The organism is Kaistella sp. CFF1-2 (assembly GCF_059509915.1).
On the sequence record NZ_JCAKLF010000004.1, the window covers coordinates 1 to 20,532 of the forward strand.

16 protein-coding genes are annotated in these 20,532 nt (G+C 35.6%); 5 read left to right on the plus strand and 11 right to left on the minus strand.

The annotated features are described in order from the left end of the window. Nucleotides 1–108 precede the first annotated feature (108 nt). Nucleotides 109–390 (plus strand): helix-turn-helix domain-containing protein, encoded by a 282-nt coding sequence (locus AC5XHR_RS11165; protein ID WP_034979496.1) that lies wholly within the window; start codon nt 109–111, stop codon nt 388–390. Between the two features lie 114 nt (nt 391–504). Here the strand turns inward: AC5XHR_RS11165 and mcrC are convergent, their stop codons facing one another. The 6 genes from mcrC to dnaK form a co-directional block, all read right to left on the minus strand. Continuing rightward, nucleotides 505–1,542, minus strand: coding sequence for a 5-methylcytosine-specific restriction endonuclease system specificity protein McrC (mcrC, locus tag AC5XHR_RS11170; protein ID WP_219241758.1), 1,038 nt, complete (start codon nt 1,540–1,542; stop codon nt 505–507). Nucleotides 1,543–1,545: 3 nt separating this feature from the next. Beyond that, nucleotides 1,546–3,438: an AAA family ATPase gene (locus AC5XHR_RS11175; protein WP_495950876.1), complete on the minus strand. Its 1,893-nt coding sequence runs from the start codon at nt 3,436–3,438 to the stop codon at nt 1,546–1,548. A gap of 176 nt (nt 3,439–3,614) precedes the next feature. After that, nucleotides 3,615–4,865, minus strand: a complete 1,251-nt coding sequence (locus AC5XHR_RS11180) for a site-specific integrase (RefSeq protein WP_219241760.1) — start codon at nt 4,863–4,865, stop codon at nt 3,615–3,617. Nucleotides 4,866–5,159: 294 nt separating this feature from the next. After that, entirely contained in the window at nt 5,160–5,606 is a 447-nt protein-coding gene (locus AC5XHR_RS11185; RefSeq protein ID WP_495950877.1) for a KTSC domain-containing protein, read from the minus strand. Nucleotides 5,607–5,720: 114 nt separating this feature from the next. Next, entirely contained in the window at nt 5,721–6,287 is a 567-nt protein-coding gene (locus AC5XHR_RS11190) for a hypothetical protein (RefSeq protein WP_495950878.1), read from the minus strand. A 99-nt stretch (nt 6,288–6,386) separates the two neighbouring features. Continuing rightward, nucleotides 6,387–8,282 carry a molecular chaperone DnaK gene (gene dnaK / locus AC5XHR_RS11195; protein ID WP_495950879.1) on the minus strand — a complete coding sequence of 632 codons (1,896 nt, stop codon included), beginning with the start codon at nt 8,280–8,282 and terminating at the stop codon, nt 6,387–6,389. A 253-nt stretch (nt 8,283–8,535) separates the two neighbouring features. On the opposite strand from dnaK, the gene ppk1 reads away from it, so the two are divergent. From ppk1 to AC5XHR_RS11210, 3 genes are all read left to right on the plus strand, one after another. Continuing rightward, nucleotides 8,536–10,596: a polyphosphate kinase 1 gene (gene ppk1 / locus AC5XHR_RS11200; protein ID WP_495950880.1), complete on the plus strand. Its 2,061-nt coding sequence runs from the start codon at nt 8,536–8,538 to the stop codon at nt 10,594–10,596. A gap of 121 nt (nt 10,597–10,717) precedes the next feature. Then, nucleotides 10,718–11,611: a Ppx/GppA phosphatase family protein gene (locus AC5XHR_RS11205; RefSeq protein ID WP_495950881.1), complete on the plus strand. Its 894-nt coding sequence runs from the start codon at nt 10,718–10,720 to the stop codon at nt 11,609–11,611. A gap of 50 nt (nt 11,612–11,661) precedes the next feature. After that, nucleotides 11,662–13,170, plus strand: a complete 1,509-nt coding sequence (locus AC5XHR_RS11210; protein WP_495950882.1) for a nitrilase-related carbon-nitrogen hydrolase — start codon at nt 11,662–11,664, stop codon at nt 13,168–13,170. 349 nt (nt 13,171–13,519) lie between these two features. Here AC5XHR_RS11210 and AC5XHR_RS11215 read toward each other — a convergent pair whose 3' ends face one another. Both AC5XHR_RS11215 and AC5XHR_RS11220 read right to left on the minus strand, forming a co-directional pair. Next, nucleotides 13,520–13,771: a NifU family protein gene (locus AC5XHR_RS11215; RefSeq protein WP_495950883.1), complete on the minus strand. Its 252-nt coding sequence runs from the start codon at nt 13,769–13,771 to the stop codon at nt 13,520–13,522. Between the two features lie 17 nt (nt 13,772–13,788). Further along, nucleotides 13,789–14,892, minus strand: a complete 1,104-nt coding sequence (locus tag AC5XHR_RS11220; RefSeq protein ID WP_495950884.1) for an Mrp/NBP35 family ATP-binding protein — start codon at nt 14,890–14,892, stop codon at nt 13,789–13,791. A gap of 155 nt (nt 14,893–15,047) precedes the next feature. Between AC5XHR_RS11220 and AC5XHR_RS11225 the strand changes: the two genes are divergently transcribed. After that, complete coding sequence (locus AC5XHR_RS11225; RefSeq protein ID WP_495950885.1) at nt 15,048–17,828, plus strand: GH92 family glycosyl hydrolase; 2,781 nt, start codon at nt 15,048–15,050, stop codon at nt 17,826–17,828. A gap of 72 nt (nt 17,829–17,900) precedes the next feature. On the opposite strand, the gene AC5XHR_RS11230 is transcribed toward AC5XHR_RS11225, so the two are convergent. The 3 genes from AC5XHR_RS11230 to AC5XHR_RS11240 all read right to left on the minus strand — a co-directional run bounded on the left by AC5XHR_RS11230 (nt 17,901) and on the right by AC5XHR_RS11240 (nt 20,469). Beyond that, the gene (locus AC5XHR_RS11230) at nt 17,901–19,442 is read right to left on the minus strand and encodes a dicarboxylate/amino acid:cation symporter (RefSeq protein ID WP_495950886.1); all 1,542 of its coding nucleotides are present in this window, start codon (nt 19,440–19,442) and stop codon (nt 17,901–17,903) included. A gap of 118 nt (nt 19,443–19,560) precedes the next feature. Next, nucleotides 19,561–19,980, minus strand: coding sequence for an SH3 domain-containing protein (locus AC5XHR_RS11235; RefSeq protein ID WP_495950887.1), 420 nt, complete (start codon nt 19,978–19,980; stop codon nt 19,561–19,563). A 6-nt stretch (nt 19,981–19,986) separates the two neighbouring features. Then, complete coding sequence (locus AC5XHR_RS11240) at nt 19,987–20,469, minus strand: BON domain-containing protein (protein ID WP_495950888.1); 483 nt, start codon at nt 20,467–20,469, stop codon at nt 19,987–19,989. Nucleotides 20,470–20,532: the final 63 nt, after the last annotated feature.

Consider the following 20,532-nt stretch of genomic DNA (forward strand, 5'->3'; position numbering starts at 1 on the left):
GGCAAAAGGTATTCTTGGAGCAACGCAAATTAATCGGAAAACGTATTTCAGATTATCCGAAGTGGAGTTACTTATGCAGGGAGAGCGACCATTAAAAAAGCAAAAGAAATGAAACAGATTGGAAATTCAAACGAAGATATGCTTGCCTTGCTCGAAGCTGTGGTAGGCATCAAAAACGAACTGCTGTATATCAGGGAATATTTCCACCCATTGTTAAAAGGGGAAATATACCTGTCAGGCGAACAGGTTTGTGAGATGCTACATATCAGCAAGCGGACGTTGCAACAATACAGAGATGACGGACTGATACCCTTTATTAAACTCGAACGGAAAATCCTTTTCCGAGAAAGTGATATTATCAAGGTATTGGAAGACAATTATCAGCGTTAGCCGATTAAATGAATGCTTTGAAACTGTAACTCGTATCGGTCAATTAAAGAAACAGCCCACTGCTTAAAGCGGTGGGCTGTTTTACATTATATAACTTACTTTATTAATGTTAAATCAAACGTTTATTATTTCTTTAAGCCTTGTCGATATATTTTTCCAATTTGTGTCAAGATTAACAGTCCGTATCTGAATTTTATGATTGTCATATTTAAAATCTAAATCATAATCTCTCTCAATAGTTGGGTACAAAAGTATTCCAGTTGCCATTTTAGTTTTTTCACTACCATCTTGCTGATTTAATAAATAACTAAATAGCTGATATAGGTTAGATGACCTAATTCGCTCTTTGTCGTAATTGACAGTCATTGTCTCTTTATAATATTTAGCATCAATAATTATCTTTTTTTCTTCATTTTCCAATGAAATATCAGTTTCCATTTGAGGTAGATACTGATGACTTTCAATATCATCTTCTTGAAATTGCCATTTAATTATTTCTTTTTTAACAGTATTAAATTTTCTCTGCTCAATACGATAAAAATTTCTAATAAACGCTTCAAACAACTGATTCATTTTCTTTTCATCCCTTGTAAAGTCAGAAAATTTGTATTTTCCTTTTTCTTCTGATGGTAATGTACTTTGAAAAATAAGATGACATACATTCATCACAAAACCATAAAAACGATTATTTCTGTTTAACTTGACTTGTTTAAAGTGACTTCCTTTGATTTCAATTAAGTCAACTCCGAGTAACATTTTTTGCAATTTTGCCAATTCCATTTTTAGGATAGGGTCAATGCCTTTTGTTCTTGTGAGCCTATAAATTGTTGAAACCAAAATTTGATTTGTGATTATATTGGCAGAGAAATCATCATAAGTACAAACAGTTTTTTGTTTGAAAGGTAAATTTCTCTTGAGAGTCTGACTGATTTCAATTTTGCCTTTAATCCCTGAAATTTCTTCTTGGTGGTCAATATAGCTTTTATCGATTCCTCTTTTGAGTAAAAGCTTTGAAGATGTAATTAGTACCTTAGCAAATAAATCGAGTAATTCTGTTTTGTCATCTATAGAAACATCAACACGCTCTTTTTCGTCTAACTTATTCCAAGCATAGCAAAGCAAAAAGTATATATTTTCAATTGGGATTGCCATTTTTTATCTCGAAAGCTGTTTTAGTATATCAGAAACTTTTGAAAGATCGTCAAACCAAATCTCTTCCAGCAACGGCTTTAGTTCATAATTTAATATGTCCGACCACCATATATTTTCAATTCCAGCATTTGAGTATGTACAAAAATAGCTATGTCCAATTTGAAAGCCTTCTCCAAGGTTAACATCTTCTCTTATTTTGATATTTAATTTTGAAATTGAAGTGCATATGTGTTCAATAATTCCCTCTGATAAACCTTTGTCACTTAAAAACGAGCGAAAGTTTAGACCATATTCAGGCTGTAATGAAACAAAAGCAAATCTTCTTCTCAAAGCATAATCTACTATTGCAAGAGAACGGTCAGCCGTATTCATTGTGCCAATTATATACAGATTTTCTGGAACATAAAATCGGTCTTCTTCATCTTCTGAATATGTAAGTTTTAATGCAAATTTTTCATCTCTTTTATCAGCTTCAATTAACATCAATAACTCGCCAAATATTTTACTTAGGTTACCTCTATTGATTTCGTCAATTATGAAAAAGAAAGGACGGTCAGGATGAGCCAACGCTCTTTGACAAAATGAGTAAAAAATCCCATCTCGTAAATCAAAACCTCCTTTTTGGGTAGGGCGTAGACCTTGTATAAAATCCTCATAACTATAAGATTGATGAAATTGAACCATTTCAATATTAGTATCTTTTATCTCTTGCATAATTTCATAAGCAAGTTTTCTAGCGATAAAAGTCTTTCCTACACCTGGAGGACCTTGTAGAATTATATTTTTCTTCCGCTTTAATAGAGAAACGGTATTCAAGAAATCTTCTTCACTGATAAATGGTTTGTCTGCATCTTCAGAAAATTTGTAACTCTTGATGTTTTCAGACTGAAGGAGTTTTTCTGTGATAATATTTTTATTATCAATGATCTCTCTTATAATTTCATATTCTTCCTCTGTCAACTTGAATAAACTTCCTTGGTTATTTATAAAAACTTCACATTCTTGAAGCGAGGGATTGTTTTTCAAATCATTCCAATGAATAGGAATTTCTAATTTTTCAATCAGTTCAAACTCAATTTCTTCTCCTTTGACTGTATTATGAATTCCTTGTGTAATTTCATAAATAGCTTTTATTTGCTTAGTAGGGGTACTTTCATACCCAATCATTAAATCACCTCTTTTGGTAGCTTCGAAATGTTTGTAGATTCTTCTTTTGTTTCCTTTTTCATTATGGGTGGTATAGGTCTGTTTCTCCCCAACATTATGTTTACTAATTGACCAAATTTTTGGATTTGCATTTAACCACCAATAATTTATGTCGTCATCTGGTTCGTGAGTAGTATCTTGTGGTAATTCAATATCTCTATTCTCTTTAACTTGCAATGTTCTGTTCAATAAACTCTGAAACTTGTCTTCGGGTATGATTAATTCTTCTGTAAGATTAAATTTTTCAAAAGTCTCTATAAATATTTTCCACTCGTTTGAATAGAAAGAGTTAATTATTTTTATGAAATCTGTTTCAGGATAATGCTTATAATAATTGCCTTTGCCCTTTTTTTCGAATCCTCCTATTTTCTCAATTATTTCTTCATAAGCTTGTATAATTTGTATATCTTTTTCTGATTGAAATGCTAACTCAAGATAGGCATTGGGATTTTCAATATCCCAAAAATTAAATACCAAACCTGCTTGTCTAGTTTTGTTTTTCCAATCACCTTTATTTACCAAACCGAGAAAAATGTAATGACTTCCTTGAAACCAATATCCTTTTCTAAGTCTTTCACTATCTTTTTTTCTAAGCCAAAAAGTTAGGTCAGTATATTTTTCTTCTTTGAGTTTCAGTAAATGTTGAAGGATTTTATCGCTCCAATTTATTATCAGTTCTTCTTGTGTCATACTTTCTTTTTTACTCCTGATTTCGGTATTTTCTTTGCTGTTTGTATAACCCCGAAACTGGTCAATATTTATACTATTTTAACTTTTCGTAGATATTATTTTTATCAATGCCTAAAGTACAAAAAAAGCCAAAGCGGTTAGCATTGACTTTAGTACTTATAATTTATAATGATTTTTCAGAGGTTAGAAACAAAAGACTGCTCCATACCTTTAAATTTGTGCGATACCTTCTGCATATCTTTTCCGACTTTCTCGTTTAGAATTTTTGCATAAATCTGTGTCGTGGCAATGTTTTTATGCCCTAACATTTTGCTTAAACTTTCCAAGGGAACTCCCTCGCTCAAAAACAAGGTGGCAAACGTATGACGAGCCAAATGAAAGGTCACTTTCTTTTCCTTAAGGCAATCAATCAGTTGGGACATTCTCTTTAGGCTGTCATTACATACTGTATTTGATGGTACAGGAAATACCTTTCCATCCTTTGGAAATCCTGCATATTTCTCAATAATCATTTTTGGAATATCCAAGAGCATCACGTTTGACGATGTAGCCGTTTTCTTTCTGCGTACAATAATCCACTGGTTACCATCAAAGAAATCCTGAATATTACTGTTTTTTAGTCCTTTCATATCCGAATAGGAAAGCCCCGTAAAACAACTGAAAACAAACATGTCTTTAACTAATTCGTCTTTCTTTTTCTCGCAGTTGAACGTTACGAGCTGTTCCAGTTCATTACGCAACAGATAACCACGGTCTTTATCCTTTTTGGTATTCTTGTACTCGCTGAACGGATTAAAAGCAAGATGCTTTCTGCTCATTGCCAATCGGCAAAGTGTAGTAAATCCAATCATATACAGCCAAATGGTGTTGTGTGTTAAACTTTGGTCGTCACGCAGGTAGTAATCAAAGTCCTGCACAAAATCAGGTGTAAGGTCGTTAAAGGGCACATCTGAATAGCCGTATTTTGTAAGTGCAAAATTTCGAAGATGTTTCAAAAGTATTTTGTATTTACTGCGTGTGCCATTCACACGAAGTCCGCTATTAACCTTTTTCTCATAGTCGGACAGGAACTGTTCATAGAATTTGAAAAAGGTCAGTTCTCCACTTTCCATCCCAAGAACGGCATTTTTAAGTTTAGCACTGTTTACAGCCCCCTCGTTCTTCAGGATTTTGGAATAGCATTCCTCAATACCCGAACGAATTTTGTCAAGTTTGCTGTTTGTGTCTTGGGCTTCTCGGCTTTTACCTAAAACCCTGCCGTACTTCAAATCCCAATTTGTTGCGGAAATATCCAGCTTTGTACTGAATGCAGACTGTTTGCCGTTTACGGTAATTCTGCACATAACCGTAACTTTTCCGTTTTTCTTTGGGGCGTTCTTTTTAAGGTAGAACAATACCTTAAACGTTGATTTTTTTGTCGTTTCCATACTCACAATTCTTAATGATAAAATATAAACCTATGTGAGCTAAGGAACAATATGAAAAACTATGCAGAAAGCTGAAATACAGTATTTTAAAACGATTGTTTCTAATATTTAAAAGTAACGTTTTAGTAACCTTACTTTTGCCAAACCTCGCTTTTTACTGCTTTTTACCTCATTACCAAAAAATCATAAAACGGTTGTAAAGTCTTTATTTACAACTGTTTTGCCTGTTATTAATCTTTGATGTATTTTTACTGAAACTTTATTTTAAAAATCTAATTCTGCGAAAAAATTGAATTAATCAACCATCGCTTCACCAGATTTACGGTAAATGAAATTTCCGTAGATATGTCTTCTTGCAAAACGACTTGGCGAATCTGCGTTCACCATTTTGATAAATGTATTTCTTGGAACACCGATGTACTCGTACATTTTACCATTTAAGTGTTGAATTTTCAAGATTGATTTTTCGTAATCAAAATCTTCAATATTGCTTTTAGAAATGGTTTCCGTGTATTCTTCCTTATATTTTTCTTGCGTTTCTTTGTTGATGCTCACCAAAAAATGATAGGCTTCAATAACCGTTTTACTTTTTTCTTCCGCTTCTAATTTTCCAGCTTCATCATTGACGAATTTATCAGGATGTGAATCCTTCATCGTATTTCTGTAAATGGTTTTTAACTCTTTAAGAGTTACATCTTTATCTACTCCAAGAAGTTTTCTGTGCTCGCCAATTCTTTTCATTTTCCTAAATTTTATATAAATTCAGATTTAATTACGTTCTGAATTTCGGAGTGCAAAAGTACAGATTTTATTTGAAATTTAAATGGTAAAAAATTGATTATCTGATATTTGAATTTAATACAAACCATTGAAAAAATCCAAAAATTTAGCTTTCACCGCTTCTGGAAGCTTCTGAAACTCTTCATCCGTAGATGTTTTTTGGAAATTATCATCTGCTGTTTTCCAAAGCTTATAGGTTTTATTATTGAAAACAACCAATCCCCAAGCTTTTTCTAGTGGACTTTCTACCCCATTTTCATTCTGTTCTATATTAAAAAGGAAGTCGCCATTTCCATCCTTGTCAATATCACTATACATCATGCGATTATTCACAAAAGAAAGCGATTTATTGATGGGGTGTGTGAAACGTTCGGTAACCACTTTAGTGAAACTTCCATCGTCGTTTTTTCTAAATTTATCAACATAAAGAACGTCATTTTCGGCCCCCGCTTTATTCTTAGAAACCACCAAATAATTTGTAGAAGTTCTATCATTAAGTCCCGTTGCATATAGTTTTCTATCACCCGAAAAATCTAAATCAGACTTTGTTAAGTTCGTTGAAAAACCATCGGTAACTTGAGTAATTTGTGAAAAATAAAATGTGGACATCATTAACCCACCAACTACAATCATTTTTTTCATAAACATGTGTTTTTTATAGCGTTAAAAATAAACAATTATTTCAACAAAAAAATCCCCTCACTTTCGTGAAGGGATTAAATATTGCCTAACTCGCTGAGTTTATTTTACTTCTTCGAAGTCAGCATCCTGAACATCGTCTGCACCGCCGTTAGCAGCACCTCCTTGTTGTTGTCCAGCATCTGGTCCCGCTTGTTGACCTTGAGCGTACATTTCTTCTGAAGCAGCCATCCATGCAGCATCTAAAGCTTCAGTTTTTGCTTTTGTAGCGTCAAAATCTTTAGCATCGAAAGCTACTTTCAATTCTGCTGCGGCAGTTTCTACAGCAGCTTTTTTATCAGCTGAAAGTTTGTCACCAAATTCTTTCAATTGCTTTTCAGTTTGGAAGATTAATCCATCTGCTTTGTTGTAAACTTCAACTTCTTCCTTCTTCTTAGCATCAGCAGAAGCATTTTCTTCAGCTTCACGCTTCATTCTTTCGATTTCGTCGTCAGAAAGACCTGAAGATGCTTGAATTTTGATAGATTGCTCTTTACCAGTTCCTTTATCTTTTGCAGAAACGCTCAAGATACCGTTTGCGTCGATATCGAAAGTCACTTCGATTTGAGGAACTCCTCTTGGCGCTGGTGGAATATCTTGTAAGTCGAATTTTCCGATTTCTTTGTTATCGTTGAACATTGGTCTTTCTCCTTGTCCAACTCTGATGCTTACTGCAGGCTGATTGTCAGACGCTGTAGAGAAAACTTCAGATTTTTTAGTTGGGATTGTAGTATTCGCATCAATTAATTTAGTGAACACAGAACCCATTGTTTCGATACCTAAAGAAAGTGGCGTAACGTCTAATAAAAGTACGTCTTTAACATCACCTGTTAAAACTCCACCTTGGATTGCAGCACCAATTGCTACAACTTCGTCTGGATTAACTCCTTTTGAAGGCTTTTTACCGAAGAATTTTTCAACTTCTTCTTGGATAATTGGGATTCTTGTAGAACCACCAACCAAGATAACTTCGTCGATATCAGATGTTGATAAACCAGCATCAGATAAGGCTTTTTTACAAGGTTCCATTGATCTTCTTACCAAATCAGCAGATAATTGCTCGAACTTCGCTCTTGTTAAAGATTTAACTAAGTGTTTTGGTCCAGAAGCAGTTGCTGTAATGTATGGCAAGTTGATTTCTGTTTGAGTTGAAGAAGATAATTCAACTTTTGCTTTTTCAGCAGCTTCTTTCAATCTTTGTAATGCGATTGGATCCGCTTTTAAATCAACGCCTTCCTCAGTTTTAAACTCGTCAGCCAACCAGTTGATGATCACATCATCGAAGTCGTCACCACCAAGGTGCGTATCTCCGTTTGTTGATAATACTTCGAATACACCGTCTCCTAAATCAAGGATTGAGATATCGAAAGTACCACCACCAAGGTCATAAACTGCGATTTTTTGATCTTTATGTGCTTTATCAAGACCGTAAGCTAACGCTGCAGCTGTTGGTTCGTTGATAATTCTTTCTACTTTAAGACCTGCGATTTCTCCAGCTTCTTTAGTAGCTTGTCTTTGTGCATCGTTAAAGTAAGCAGGAACCGTAATTACCGCTCTAGTAACTTCTTGACCTAAATAATCTTCAGCTGTTTTCTTCATTTTTTGAAGAATCATAGCAGAGATTTCTTGAGGTGTATATTCTCTATCGTCGATTTTTACTTTTACCGTATCGTTTGGTCCAGCAACTACTTTGTAAGGTACTCTTGTGATTTCTGAAGCGTCATCTTTAAAGTGCGTTCCGATAAATCTTTTGATAGAGTAAACTGTTTTTGTAGGGTTAGTTACCGCTTGTCTTTTTGCAGGATCACCTACTTTTCTTTCGCCATCTTCAGTAAATGCTACGATAGATGGTGTTGTTCTTTTCCCTTCTGCGTTAGGGATAACTACAGGATCTTTACCTTCCATTACAGCTACGCAAGAGTTGGTTGTTCCTAAGTCAATTCCGATTATTTTGCTCATAATATATATGTATTTTTATTTTAATTAATTATTGAATTTGGTTTCTATTGCTCAAGATTTATACCACGAGCCAAAACAAGCAAAAAAGTGACAAATTGACACTTTCCCTTTAAGATTAATTTAAAATGTAGAGACAATTGTCAGAATTAGGATTTACGAATATGACATTCTTTCAAATTTTCATATTGTTAATATTAGAACCTTCCAATTACGCCTAGAAATCTCTATTTTTGAGAAAAACATACGTACCCGAATGGCACAAGAATTTAATGCGCGTGATATCACCTGGCTAGCCTTTAATGCACGAGTGATGCAGGAAGCCAAAGACAAAACCGTTCCACTGAACTTAAAAATCCGCTTTTTAGGAATTTTTTCCAATAATTTGGATGAATTTTTCCGAGTTCGTGTGGCTGGTTTGAAGCGTGCCATGGATTTTAAAGAAAAAATCATTTCGGAATCCTTCTTTCAACCACCGTCCAAAATCCTACAGCAGATTAACGAAATTGTTATTGACCAGCAGCGGGATTTCGACAAAGCATGGAAAGAAATCCAGGAGGAGATGGAAAAAGAGCACGTTTTTATTAAAACTGCGAATAACCTCAACGCTAAACAAAAGGAGTTTGTAAAAAAATATTTTGATGAAGTGGTGGAATCTAATGTGATCCCTATTCTGCTTCACGAAAACAAACCAATGCCGTATTTACGCGACAAAAGTTTGTATCTAGGAATTGCGATGCGTAAAAAAGACTGGCTGTACCAAAGCAGTTTCGCAATTATTGAAATCCCATCACGTTTTGTTGGGAGATTCGTTTTGCTACCTTCCGAAAATGGCGAAAAAAATGTCATGCTTTTGGAAGACGTAATCACCTTTATGCTTCCAGAAATCTTCCATTTCTTCGGGTTTGATGATTTTCAAGCGCACGCATTCAAAGTAACCAAAGATGCAGAATTTGATCTAGATAATGACATCCGAACCAACCTCGCTCAAAAAATTGAAAAAGGTATTAAGAGCCGTCGTAAAGGGAAACCAACACGTTTTGTATTCGACAGGAATATTGATAAAGCTTTATTGGAATTCTTGATTCGAAAACTTAATTTAACAAAAAAAGACAGCATAATTCCAGGTGGAAAGATTCATAATTTCAAACATTTTATGGACTTTCCAGACGTTTTCAAAGGAATACAAGCACCGGTTGAGCGAACCCCATTCAATCATCCCAAGTTTCCCAACGACAGTCGAATCACAGAAACCATTTTAAAGGAAGACGTATTATTAACCTTTCCGTACCACAACTATCGTCCGGTAATTGATTTATTGCGTGAAAGCGCGATGGATCCTGATGTAAAATCGATTCAGCTCACTGCTTATCGAATGGCGAGTAATTCAAAAATCATCAATGCATTAATCAACGCAGCTCGTAATGGAAAAGAAGTAGCTGTTATGGTTGAACTTCGTGCTCGTTTTGACGAAGAAGCCAATTTAGTTTGGAAAGAGCGTTTGGAAGAAGAAGGCATTACCGTTTTAACAGGCTTACCAAATAAAAAAGTGCATGCTAAGCTTTGCGTCATCAAGAAACGGGTAAATAATAAAACGATGCAATATGGATTTGTAAGCACCGGAAATTTTAACGAGAAAACAGCAAAAATATACGGTGACTCACTTCTTTTCACGTCTGATAGAACCATCATGGCGGATATTAATAAAGTGTTTAACGTTCTTAGAAAACCAAAAGAAGATCCGTTACCGATCCTGAAAACGTGTAAAAAGCTATTTGTTTGTCCTCAATTTATGCGTGAAAAAATCATGCATCATATAGATAAGGAAATTGAAGAAGCCAAAGCTGGCAAAAAAGCTGAAATGATTGTTAAAGTGAACTCATTGAGTGATCGTGAACTTATCAAAAAACTCTACGAAGCCGCAACCGCAGGCGTAACGATTAAGTTGATCGTTCGAGGAATTTACTGTGCCGTAAATCAAAAAACATTCAAGAAAAAGATTCAAGCGATTTCTATTGTTGATGAATATTTGGAGCACGCAAGAATTATGTATTTCTACAACAAAGGAAACGAAGATATTTATATTTCTTCAGCGGATTGGATGACCCGAAATTTGGATTATCGAATTGAAGCCGCAGCAAAAATCACCCAAAAAGATTTAAAGAAAGAAATTCTACATATTTTAGACATTCAACTAAAAGATAATGTGAAAGCTCGAATTTTGGATACCAAACTTCAAAATAAATACGTAAAAAACAACGAAAAAGAAATTCGTTCCCAAATTGAAACCTATCACTATTTGAAAAATAAAGCATAAACAATTCCCAGAAATTTCTGGGAATTGTTATTTTGTGAATATTATAACATCCGTAGCTAAAGCTGTAACAAAATAAATTACGAACTTTGCAAATTAGTTTTTTAGAAAAAATAAGTTCGTTATGATATTAGCTGCAATAGATATTGGAAGTAATGCTGCTCGATTGCTGATTAATGAGGTTCAAGAAACTTCCCGAAAGAAACCTGAATACACCAAACTAAACCTCCTTCGCATTCCATTGCGATTAGGAATGGATGTTTTTAAAAATGGTGAAATCGGGACAGAACGTGAAAAAATGATCATCGATTCGATGAAGGTTTTTAGCGATTTGATGAAGATTTACAAAGTAGAACACTATAGAGCTTGTGCTACAAGTGCAATGCGTGATGCGAGCAATGGCCAATCGATCATTGAGCAAGTCAAAGAAACTTCTGGAATAAAAATCGAAATTATAAGTGGTGATGAAGAAGCACAACTTGTCTTCGACAATCACGTTGCAGAAGCATTAGATAAAAATTTTAGCTATTTGTACATCGATGTTGGTGGTGGTTCAACAGAATTAACATTTTTTGAAAACAATAAAATGAAGTTCAAAAAATCATTTAATATAGGAACCATTCGCTTACTTCAGGATTTGGTGACTGACAATTCGTGGAACGAAATGCGAGACGAAATCAAAGCGCATATCGTGTCGAAAAAGCCAATAGTGGCCATTGGTTCTGGAGGAAACATCAACAAAGTTTTTTCCATGAGCAAAACCAAAGAAGGAAAACCCATCAGCTATACGTATCTGAAGAAATTCATTAAAGAAGCTGGCGACCTTTCTGTTGAAGAGCGTATGATTAAGTATCATATTCGTGAAGACCGTGCTGATGTGATGGTTCCCGCTATTAAAATTTTTGCTAATGTTTTATCTTGGGGAAATATCAGTCAAATTTTTGTTCCAAAAATCTCGGTGGCCGATGGATTAATTCACAATCTTTACGAAAGCCAGAAAGCAAAATCAAAAAAATAAAAATAAAAATAAAAATAAGCTTGAAAAAGCAACCAAATAAATAATAGAAAATGCAAATCGATATACGAAAATTGACCCTTGATGATTACGATGAATTGGTAACTTCCATGCAGGAAGCTTATCCAGACATTGAAGACAACACCTGGTCGAAACGGAATATTCAAAAATTAACGTCCATATTTCCTGACGGACAATTATGTATTACGGTGGACGGAAAATTGGCCGCTGCTGCCCTATCCATCATCGTTCAGTACGAATTGTTCGGAGATCAGCATACCTATGACGAAATCACAGGTGGAGAATCCTTCAACACGCATTCTAATATCGGAAATGTATTGTATGGAATTGAAGTTTTTGTCCATCCCGAATTCCGTTCTTTACGTCTCGGAAGACGTTTGTACGATGCTCGAAAAGAATTGTGCGAAATTTTAAATTTAAAATCAATTGTCATTGGTGGACGTATCCCGAATTACCATTTATATAGTGACGAATTAAGTCCAAGACAATACATTCAAAAAGTACGAAAAAAAGAGATTTTCGACCCTGTTTTAACATTTCAAATTTCTAACAGTTTTTCACCAATAAAAATCCTTAAAGGTTATTTGAAAGGCGATCAAGAATCGCAAGAATACGCCGTTCTTTTACAATGGAACAATATCTATTATACGCAAAAGAAAAACACCATGCAAGACAGCGTCATTCGTCTTGGGTTGGTACAATGGCAAATGCGTCAGTTTAAGGACGTTGATGCGTTTTTCCAGCAAGTTGAGTTTTTTGTTGATGCCATTTCTGGTTATGAAGCCGATTTCTGTCTGTTCCCAGAACTTTTCAACACACCGCTTTTGGCGGAATTCAACCATTTGCACGAACGTGAAGCCATGGAAGAACTTTCCAAAAAGACGGAAGAAATTGTAGATAAAATCAGTGAATACGCTGTAAGTTATAATGTGAACATTATTTCTGGAAGTATGCCTGTTTTGGAAGATGGAAATTTATTTAATATCAGCTACTTATTGCATCGCGACGGAAAGCGTGATGAATATCGAAAAATCCACATCACACCTAACGAACGTAAATATTACGGCATGAAAGGTGGAAGCGAAGTGAAAGTTTTCGACACCGATTGCGGAAAAGTTGGAATTTTAATTTGCTATGATGTTGAATTCCCAGAACTTCCAAGAATCTTGGCTGATCAAGGTATGAAACTTCTTTTGGTGCCGTATTTAACGGATACTCAGAACGCCTATATGAGAGTTCGTGCTTGTGCTGCGGCACGAGCCATCGAAAACGAATGTTACGTTGCTATTGCGGGTTGTGTCGGAAACTTACCCGGTGTCAATAATATGGACATCCAATTTGGTCAGGCTGCGGTTTTCACACCTTCAGATTTCGCGTTTCCATCTAATGCTATCAAAGGTGAAGCGACTCCAAATACAGAAATGACTTTGATCGTGGATGTAGATTTGAACCTCCTTAAAGAACTTCACTTTAACGGCGCTGTACAAATTTTAAAAGATCGTAGAACCGATTTATATGAAGTTAATCTAAAATCAAACTAATCGATTTTTTTTCAATTATTAAAATCTGCTTTTTCGAGCAGATTTTTTTTGTTTTAAAGTAAAAATTATATAATTCGCTAAAAATCAGCAAAAACAGAATCGATATGCTAACCATAAATGTTTACAAGTACTGCATGCATAATTAAAGTATCTTTGCACACCAAATTTTGAGAATTTAAAAACCTAACAGAGTGTATTTTAACTTTTGAAAATCAAGTTAAAAAAGAAAAGAAGATTCCAAAACACAAACATTAGTATCAAAAAAAGAAAAAAATATCTACAAACTCTGGATTAGGAAAATAAAAAAGCTGCCCAAGGGCAGCTTTTTAGTATTTTAGGTAATGGAAGACTATTCTTCTACCCCATGTACTTCTGTGATTTCAGGAGCATATTGCTTGATCGTATTTTCCACACCCAATTTCATTGTTGAAAAACTCATGTGACAACCCGAGCAATTTCCTAGTAATTTTACATATACTTTATCGTCAACCACATCAACAAGTTCGATATCACCACCATCTTTGTTCAAAAAAGGGCGAATGCTATCCAAAGCTTGCATTACCTTGGTTACGGTATTTTCGTGTTGTGTATTTGTACTCATCTCCTGTATTTTATTTTTTATTTTTTGGGTGAACACCCAGCCATCGTTGTAATTTTTACTGCTTCCGTTGGTGGCAAACTTGTATTACGTTCTACCAAACTTTCCACCATATTTTGAGCCGTTTCTGTATAGATTTTTGCAATCAACGAATCTTCTTGCAAAGCAGCAGGACGACCCACGTCACCCGCTTCTCTAATACTCTGAATAATTGGAATTTCTCCTAGAACAGGAATCCCCAAATCTTCAGCCATATACTGCGCTCCTTGTTTTCCAAAGATATAATATTTATTCTCAGGAAGTTCTTCTGGAGTAAAATACGCCATATTTTCAATTAAACCTAATACTGGAATATTGATACTTTCCATTTGGAACATAGCAATTCCTTTTTTCACATCGGCAAGAGCAACGTGTTGAGGCGTACTCACAATCACCGCTCCAGTTACTGGAACCTCTTGAATAATCGACAAATGAATATCTCCTGTTCCTGGAGGAAGGTCAATTAGTAAGAAATCCAATTCTCCCCAATGCGCATCTCTCAACATTTGACTCAACGCTTTAGAAGCCATTGGTCCTCTCCAAACCACTGCTTGATTCGCTCCCGAAAAATATCCAATAGATAGCATTTTCACACCATAATTTTCAATAGGCTCCATTAAGTTTCTTCCATCAACCTCAACGGAAAGAGGCTTCGCTCCTTCTGTATCTAACATTGTAGGAACCGAAGGTCCATAAATATCGGCATCTAGCAACCCCACTTTGAAACCCATTTTTGCTAACGTAACCGCCATATTCGCTGCTACGGTAGATTTCCCAACACCTCCTTTTCCAGAAGCAATGGCAATAATATTGGTAATTCCAGGGATTTGTTTTCCTTTAATTTGATTTTGTTGTACTTCAGTTGGCTCCGGAGAAGCTACTTTTAATTTCAACTGCACGTTTTCACCAAATTTCGAAGCGAATGCTTGTTTCATCGCAACTTCCAATTTTTTCTTCTCGTGCATCGCTGGAGAATGAGCTGTCATATCGATATAAACATCATCTCCCATTACGTGTAGATTGTTTACTAAATCATCTACTTCTATCTCTTTCAGGAAATCCTGAATTTCGTTTTTAGTAAGCATTATAAAACTTTAATGTTCAGGCAAAAATACGGATAATTTTTGGCATTTCTTGGGTGCATACTTTATGCTTTTACCTATAATGAAAATTCATAAAAAGTATGTTCACAAAAAGTTTATATTTGTTTTAGAACATAAAAAAAAGCAAAACCCTTTCTATGAAGAAAATTTCACTTTTTATATCCCTACTATTTGCCGTGTATGGATATTCCCAAAATTATGCGCAGTACATCAATCCATTCATTGGTACAGGCGGTCATGGACACACCTTTCCTGGCGCAACGGTACCGTCTGGAATGGTTCAACTTTCTCCTGATACGAGAATTGATGGAAGTTGGGATGGATGTAGCGGATATCATTATTCGGACTCCACGATTTATGGATTTTCACACACGCATTTAAACGGAACAGGCGTATCCGATTATGGCGATATTATGCTGATGCCAACCATGGGGCAAGCCTTCTTGGAGCCCGCAAAATACAGCTCCAAATTTTCGCATGACAAAGAAAAAGCAAGTGCGGGATATTATTATGTGAACCTTCTTAAAGACAATATCGATGTTGAATTAACAACCACCCAAAGAACAGGTTTTCATAAATATACCTTTAACAAAAGTGGAACGGCTAATATTATTTTAGATTTAAATCATCGTGACGAGCTTCTAGATGGGGAAATCCGAATCATTGATGCAAAAACAATTGAGGTTTTTAGAAGAAGTTCAGCTTGGGCGGTTGACCAACATTTGTATTCCCGAATTGAATTTTCTAAACCTATGAAAATTTCAAAAACGAATTCGAAAAATGGAATTAATGCCAAAAATTTTAAAGGTCAAACACTCGCTATCGCCCTTTCAGCAGATGTCAAAGCAAAAGAGCAAATCTTAATCAAAGTTTCTCTTTCAGCTGTTTCGTTTGATGGAGCTGCAAAAAATATGAATGCGGAAGCTAAAGGAAAAACTTTTGATCAAGTAAAAACTGCAGCTTTTGATTCTTGGAATAAAGAAATTTCTAGGATTGAAGTAAAATCCGATGATAAAGACAAATTAGCGATTTTCTATACGGCGATGTATCATTTATACACGCAACCTAACGTTTATTTTGATGTTGACGGAAAATATCGTGGTCGAGATAACAAAATCCACACGACAGATCATGATTACTACACCGTTTTTTCGTTGTGGGATACGTTTCGTGGCGCACATCCTTTGTTAACGCTTATCGACAAAAAAAGAACAGCAGATTTCGTCAACACATTTATAAAGCAATACGAACAAGGCGGCCGAATCCCAGTTTGGGAACTCTCTGCAAACGAAACCGAATGTATGATTGGCTACCACGGGGTTTCCGTCATTGCAGATGCCATGATGAAAGGCATTAAAGGATTTAATTACGAAAAAGCTTACGAAGCGGCTAAAAACTCTGCAATGCAGGATATTTTTGGTTTGGATGCATACAAGAAAAATTATTTCATTAGCATTGATGATGAGCATGAAAGTGTTTCAAAAACCGTAGAATATGCTTATGACGATTGGTGTATCGCCCAAATGGCTAAACTTCTAAACAAAAAAGAAGATTATCAATACTTTATGAAACGCTCCCAAAGTTGGAAAAACTTGTACAATCCGGAAAATGGATTTTTCCAACCACGTAAAAACGGAAGCTGGCTTACGCCTTTCGATCCTCGTGAAGTGAATAACAATTATACCGAAGGAAATTCTTGGCATTACTCGTTTTTTGTTCCTCAAAACATTCAAGATTTAATTGAAATTCATGGCGGAAAGAAGAAGTTTGAAAACTTTATTGATGCTTTATTTTCCGCTCCAGAACAAACAACAGGTCGTGATCAGGTTGATATTACGGGTTTAATTGGGCAATATGCGCAAGGAAATGAACCAAGTCATCACATGGCATATTTGTATAATTTCGTTGGAAAACCTGAAAAAACGGATGAAAAAATCAAATTCATTCTTGATAATTTCTACAAAAACACGCCCGATGGTTTAATTGGAAACGAAGATTGCGGCCAAATGAGTGCGTGGTATATTCTATCAACTATGGGAATTTATTCTGTAACTCCAGGAAAACCTGAATGGGAAGCGACGATTCCTTATTTTGACGAAGTAACAATCCATTTGGAAGACGGAACAAAACGAGTTATCACGAAAAACACGCCGAAAGCAGAATTAAGAAAATTAGGCTTCGAAAATGTAAAGACCTTACCTGAATTGAAATACGAAGAACTTATAGCTGCTCCTGTTTCTAAAGGTGATTATCTTTTTGAAAAGAACACTAAAATTGAGTTGATTCCATTAAATAAAAAGGATAAGATCTTTTACTCGATTGGAGAATCTGATTTCATTAGATATCGTAAACCAATCACGGTAAACCAGTCAACGGATATTTATTATTATGCAGAACGTGATGGTAAAAAAAGTAGCACGATTAGCAGCACATTCCACCGCAAACCCAATGACTGGAATTTGACATTGATTTCAAAATACAATCCGCAATACCATGGTGGTGGCGATCAAGCGTTAAATGACGGAATTTATGGATCTACAAACTGGAGAAAAGGTGATTGGCAAGGCTATTGGGGACAAAATTTTGAAGCGGTTATTGATTTCAAAATGACTCAAACTGTAACAAGTATTTCATCTAATTATCTACAAGATTCGCGAGCCTGGATTATGTTCCCGAAAAAAGTAGAATACTACGCATCTGGAAACAATAAAGATTGGATTCTCTTAGACACGAAAACAATCGAAACGAATCCTTTTGATTACGAAGTACAAACGAAATTAGTGAAATCCACATTCCTGCCTACGCAAGCTCGTTTTATCAAAGTGAAAGCGTACTATTACGGCAAATTTCCTGAAAAACATCAAGGTGTTGGTGGCGATGCGTACATCTTTATCGATGAAATTAAAGTGAATGAATAGTCAATTAAAATTATCAACAAATAAAAAAAGCTGCATAAATGCAGCTTTTTTTATTTTATATAGAATTCAAAATTAACTTTGAACTTCAACTTCTTCTTGAGCGCCTTCTAATTGACCTTCCCATTTCGAAACTGCTGTTGTTGCAAGCGCGTTTCCTAAAACATTGGTCATACTTCTCCCCATATCACAGAAATGATCAATTGGCAATATTAGTGCGATACCTTCTGGCGGAATTCCAAACATGGAACAGGTCGCTACAATAATTACTAATGATGCTCTTGGCACCCCAGCAATTCCTTTGGAAGTTAACATCAAAACCAATAGCATAACAATCTGCTGCGTAACGCTCATTTCGATTCCGTAAATTTGCGCAATAAAGATCGATGCAAACGTCATGTACATCATGGAACCATCCAAATTAAAGGAATAACCAAGCGGTAAAATGAAAGAAACAATTCTTTTGTTACATCCAAAACGCTCCAATTCTTCCACTAATTTTGGGAAAACAGCCTCTGAACTTGTCGTTGAAAAAGCAATTAAAAGTGGAGATTTAATACGTCTCAGAAGTGCAAATAGACGTTTACCAATAATTAAATATCCTACAACAAGCAATACCACCCATAAAATTCCGAGCGCGAAAAAGAAGTCTCGTAAATAAATGGCATATACTTTAAAAATCTCGAATCCATTGGTGGCTACTACCGCTGCAATCGCACCCAAAACTCCTAGTGGCGCGACCCACATTATATAACCCACCATTTTCAAAATAGCGTGCGCACAAACATCTAACGCTTTAATAACAGGCTTTGTATACTCCTCTCCCATCGCAGAAAGAGCAATGCCGAACATCACAGCGAAAATAACAATCTGCAAAACTTCATTGGTTGCAAAGGCTTCAAAAACACTTTTTGGAACCACGTGTGAAACAAATTTTTCTAAAGAAAGACCTTCATCAGCAGACTTTACGAGTTCACCTGCCGCATCGGCAACAGGTTTTTCGAGATGCATTGCTTTCCCAGGTTCCATCCAGTTCACCAATACCAAACCGATCAATAACGAAACTAAAGAAGCGGTTAAAAACCAAGCCATCGCTTTTGTTCCTACTCGACCAATCATTTTGATATCGCTCATTTTAGCGATTCCTACCACCAATGTTGTAAATACAAGCGGAGCAATAATCATCTGTACCAAACGAATGAAGATGGTTCCTAAAAGCTTAATCATCTCTGAGAAAGACGTAATATCATCAATAACAGTCGCCCTTCCATTGGTTGATTTTTCAACTTTCTGAATCTGAACATCCTTGCCTTTAATTGAATTAGGCTCAAAAACCGTTTTACTTCCTTTCCCAATAACAACGATATCTTGACCTTTAAAAGCCTGTGTTAATGAATCTTTTTGTTTATCGTTAGCCGCGATATAAATTTTCTGAGATAATTTTTTACCATCACTCGTTTCAAACTTCACTTCATCCGTCGGAAGGTGTTTCGCATCGACCAGTTCAGAATTAATTCTAATTTCGGTACCTCGTTCAAACTTATTGACAACTCCTCCTAAGATCACCCCAATGATAAGCGCAACAATAATTGCGATAAACAGTTTATTTTGTTTCATAAATACGTATTCTCAATGCTTACAAATATAGTTTTTTTTTGAAAACCGCCACCATCAGTACAAAGCATAAAAAAACCGCCCACAGGGGCGGCTCCAAAATTATTAAGAAATGAAGCTTTTAAGCTCTCAAATATCTTGAATAAGCATAACCTTCTTCACCATCGGCAGTTTTAATTTTCCACCACTCAGCAGAAGTTTGCTCCACTAAAGTTACTGCTTCACCTTTTGCAGCTTTACCAACAACAGCAGCTTCTGTAGAAGGCTCTTGTCTAATGTTTAGGTTAGATGATTCTGTAGCAACAGTAAGGCTAGCTCCAGCTGCCAAACCTGAAACTTTAACATCGATGTTGATGTCAGAAGCTGAATACGAAGCATCGATCGCTCCTAGTGCATCCCAAACCGCATCTTTTGCAGAAGAGTTTGCAGCATCTCCAGAAACGTAAAGAATACCATCTTGTTCTTGAACTGTTAAATTATTTACTCCAGCATTTTGTGCAGCCGAAATTACGCTTGAATATTTATCTTGTAGTACGCTCATTTTCTATTATTTTACTGTGTAATTATAGTTTACTTTTCCAACTTTCAAAGCATCAACTGATTCTTTGATTTTTCTAGCTTGTGTAGAAGAAACGCTTCCTGTTAAAGTAAGCTCTCCATTAACCACCTCTACTTTTACAGATGGGAAATCTTTAACTGCATCAGTCACTTTTTGCTGAACTGCAGGATCTACCGCTGCAACAGTTTCAACTGGTGCTGGTGGAGCTGCTACTGTAGCCATATCGTGCACATCTTTTACTCCTTGAATCGCTTTCAAAGAAGCAATAGCTGCATCTTTTTCCGCAGGTGTAGCGAAAGTTCCGCTAAGGTGTGCAACACCATCTTTAACTTCTACTGAAGCTGTTGGATACGAAGTTACCGCTGTTGTTGCCGAAGTTTGAAGTTCTGCATCAGAAACTTTTTTCTTACAAGAAATAGCAGTGAAAGACACCATAAGAGCCATAGCTGCCATTGCAATTGTTTTTTTCATAGTTGAATTTTTAAATTAAAGTTTGTTTAGTATAATAACCAAATTTAGTAAATAAAAACTGTA